This is a genomic window from Marinobacter sp. DSM 26671 (assembly GCF_900112835.1).
Classification (GTDB): domain Bacteria; phylum Pseudomonadota; class Gammaproteobacteria; order Pseudomonadales; family Oleiphilaceae; genus Marinobacter; species Marinobacter flavimaris.
The window spans coordinates 1-1,922 of record NZ_FONF01000063.1; the positions used below are offsets into that span (position 1 = coordinate 1).

The 1,922-nt window shown below is 50.1% G+C and carries 1 protein-coding gene; it reads left to right on the plus strand.

What is annotated here, in order from left to right; all coding sequences use genetic code 11:
* Positions 1-815 precede the first annotated feature (815 nt).
* On the plus strand, positions 816-1,922 hold a 1,107-nt coding region (locus tag BM035_RS22130), incomplete at its 3' end, for a reverse transcriptase/maturase family protein (protein WP_217646379.1).

The following is a 1,922-nucleotide window of genomic DNA, read 5'->3' on the forward strand; positions in this document are numbered from 1 at the left end:
GTGCGCCGTTTTGCTAGGTAAATCAAGCGCTTACGGCATTCGTGCTACAAGTATAGGCTGTTGGTAGGCCTATTGCAAACCTGACTTATCCTCGCCCAGTAATGGGCTTGAACCTCGAAAGAGGGAGGGGAGTGCAGCATGTCAGGAAAAGGCGGGTGGCGGTGAAAGAGTCTAACTTGCGCCCGTCATTGCAAGTCCCATACGGTTAAGCCTGATTGGTTGAACCATAGTCCTTTGTGGGTTTCGGGATATCAGTGACCTATGACTCTTGAGAGGTCACTTCACGTGTAGTCGGGGAGATGATTAGAACACCCGGCTAACCAACCACGTGACACGCGCTCGGTGAGAGTGTTAAGGGGACGTAAGTGGAACCTAAGTGGGACGCACCTTGACTACCTAGAAATGCGGGATTGCCTAAACAGGTCTCAACTATGGGCCTGCACGGCAACGGAGACTTCGTAGTACCCAATGTTGACCTGTAATGGGTCTAGCAGTCAGTAACCAACCTGACCTGAAAGCTGGATATAAGTTTCTAGCAATAGTAATGAAAGTCCAACCGTAAGGGGGAAGGGAGTCAGACAAGAACATGCCAATAGAGCGAGGTTCGATAGTCAGTGCTATCTCAAAGAACACTCAATGCGCTAGGTGGTATAGGCAAAGCGAGTAAAAGTGGAGCCAAGGTAAGGAAGCTGCACAAGATCATGTGTAGCAACAGGGACTTGTGGACTCAAGCGTATGCGAACATTTACGCCAATAAAGGGGCTTTGACCCGAGGGGTAAATGGAAACACGCTGGATGGATTCGGGGAAGACCGGGTGACTCATCTGATCTACTTGATCCAGACCGGAGTTTACAAACCAAGTCCTTGCCGCAGAGTGGAGATACCGAAAGACCCGAGGAACCCAAAAGGCAAAACCAGACCTCTGGGGGTGCCAAATGGTGATGACAAACTCATCCAAGAAGTAATGCGGATGTTGTTGGAGGAGATCTATGAACCGGTCTTCTCAGATTGGAGCTTTGGCTTTCGGCCAAACCGATCATGTCATACCGCCCTCAATGAGATAAGGGATAGCTGGAAGGGAACCAAATGGGTCTGTGACGTAGACATCAAAGGGTACTTCGACAATATCGACCATGATCGCTTGCTGCATTTTATGAGCAAACGTGTTGATGACCGAAAGTTTCTGAACCTGGTTCGGAGATTTCTGAAGGCCGGATACATGGAAGACTGGCGATACTACGGCACGCACAGCGGGACACCTCAAGGAGGGATTATCTCTCCAATTCTGGCCAACATTTACCTGCACGAACTCGATGAGTTCATGGTGAGTAAGGTCAAGGAGTTCAGCATGGGCAGCCGGAGAAGACCCAACCCTGAATACCGAAAACTTCTGTGCAATCGGAGTAATCGGATAAAATGGCTCAAAGAGCGAAGCGACATAATTGAAGAAAAGGCTGCTATATGGCGGCGTGAGATTCAGGAATGGGGGGAAAGACTCGGCAACATGAGCAGTGTGCTGATGGACGACCCCGGCTTCAAGCGTCTGAGGTATGTCAGATATGCGGACGACTTTTTGATTGGTGTCATTGGCACTAAGCAGGAAGCGAAAGCAATCATGGCAGACGTCACCCGCTTCGTGGAAACGGAGTTGAGGCTGGAAATCTCGCAAGAGAAATCTGGCATCGTGGACCCAAAACAAGGATTTACCTTTCTAGGCTATTCCGTCGTCTGTCGGCGCGAAAGCAAGAGGGTAAAGTGCGTGGTCAGTCATAAGGCTGATGGAAGCAAGGTGCATGGAACTAAACGTACCATTACCGAGCACGTACATCTTGGGGTTCCTCGGGAAAAAGCGCAGAAGTTCGTGGAGCTTAAGGGCTACGGTCTCTATGACTCAGGAAAGGCGTTGGCCAAGAAGGCGCTC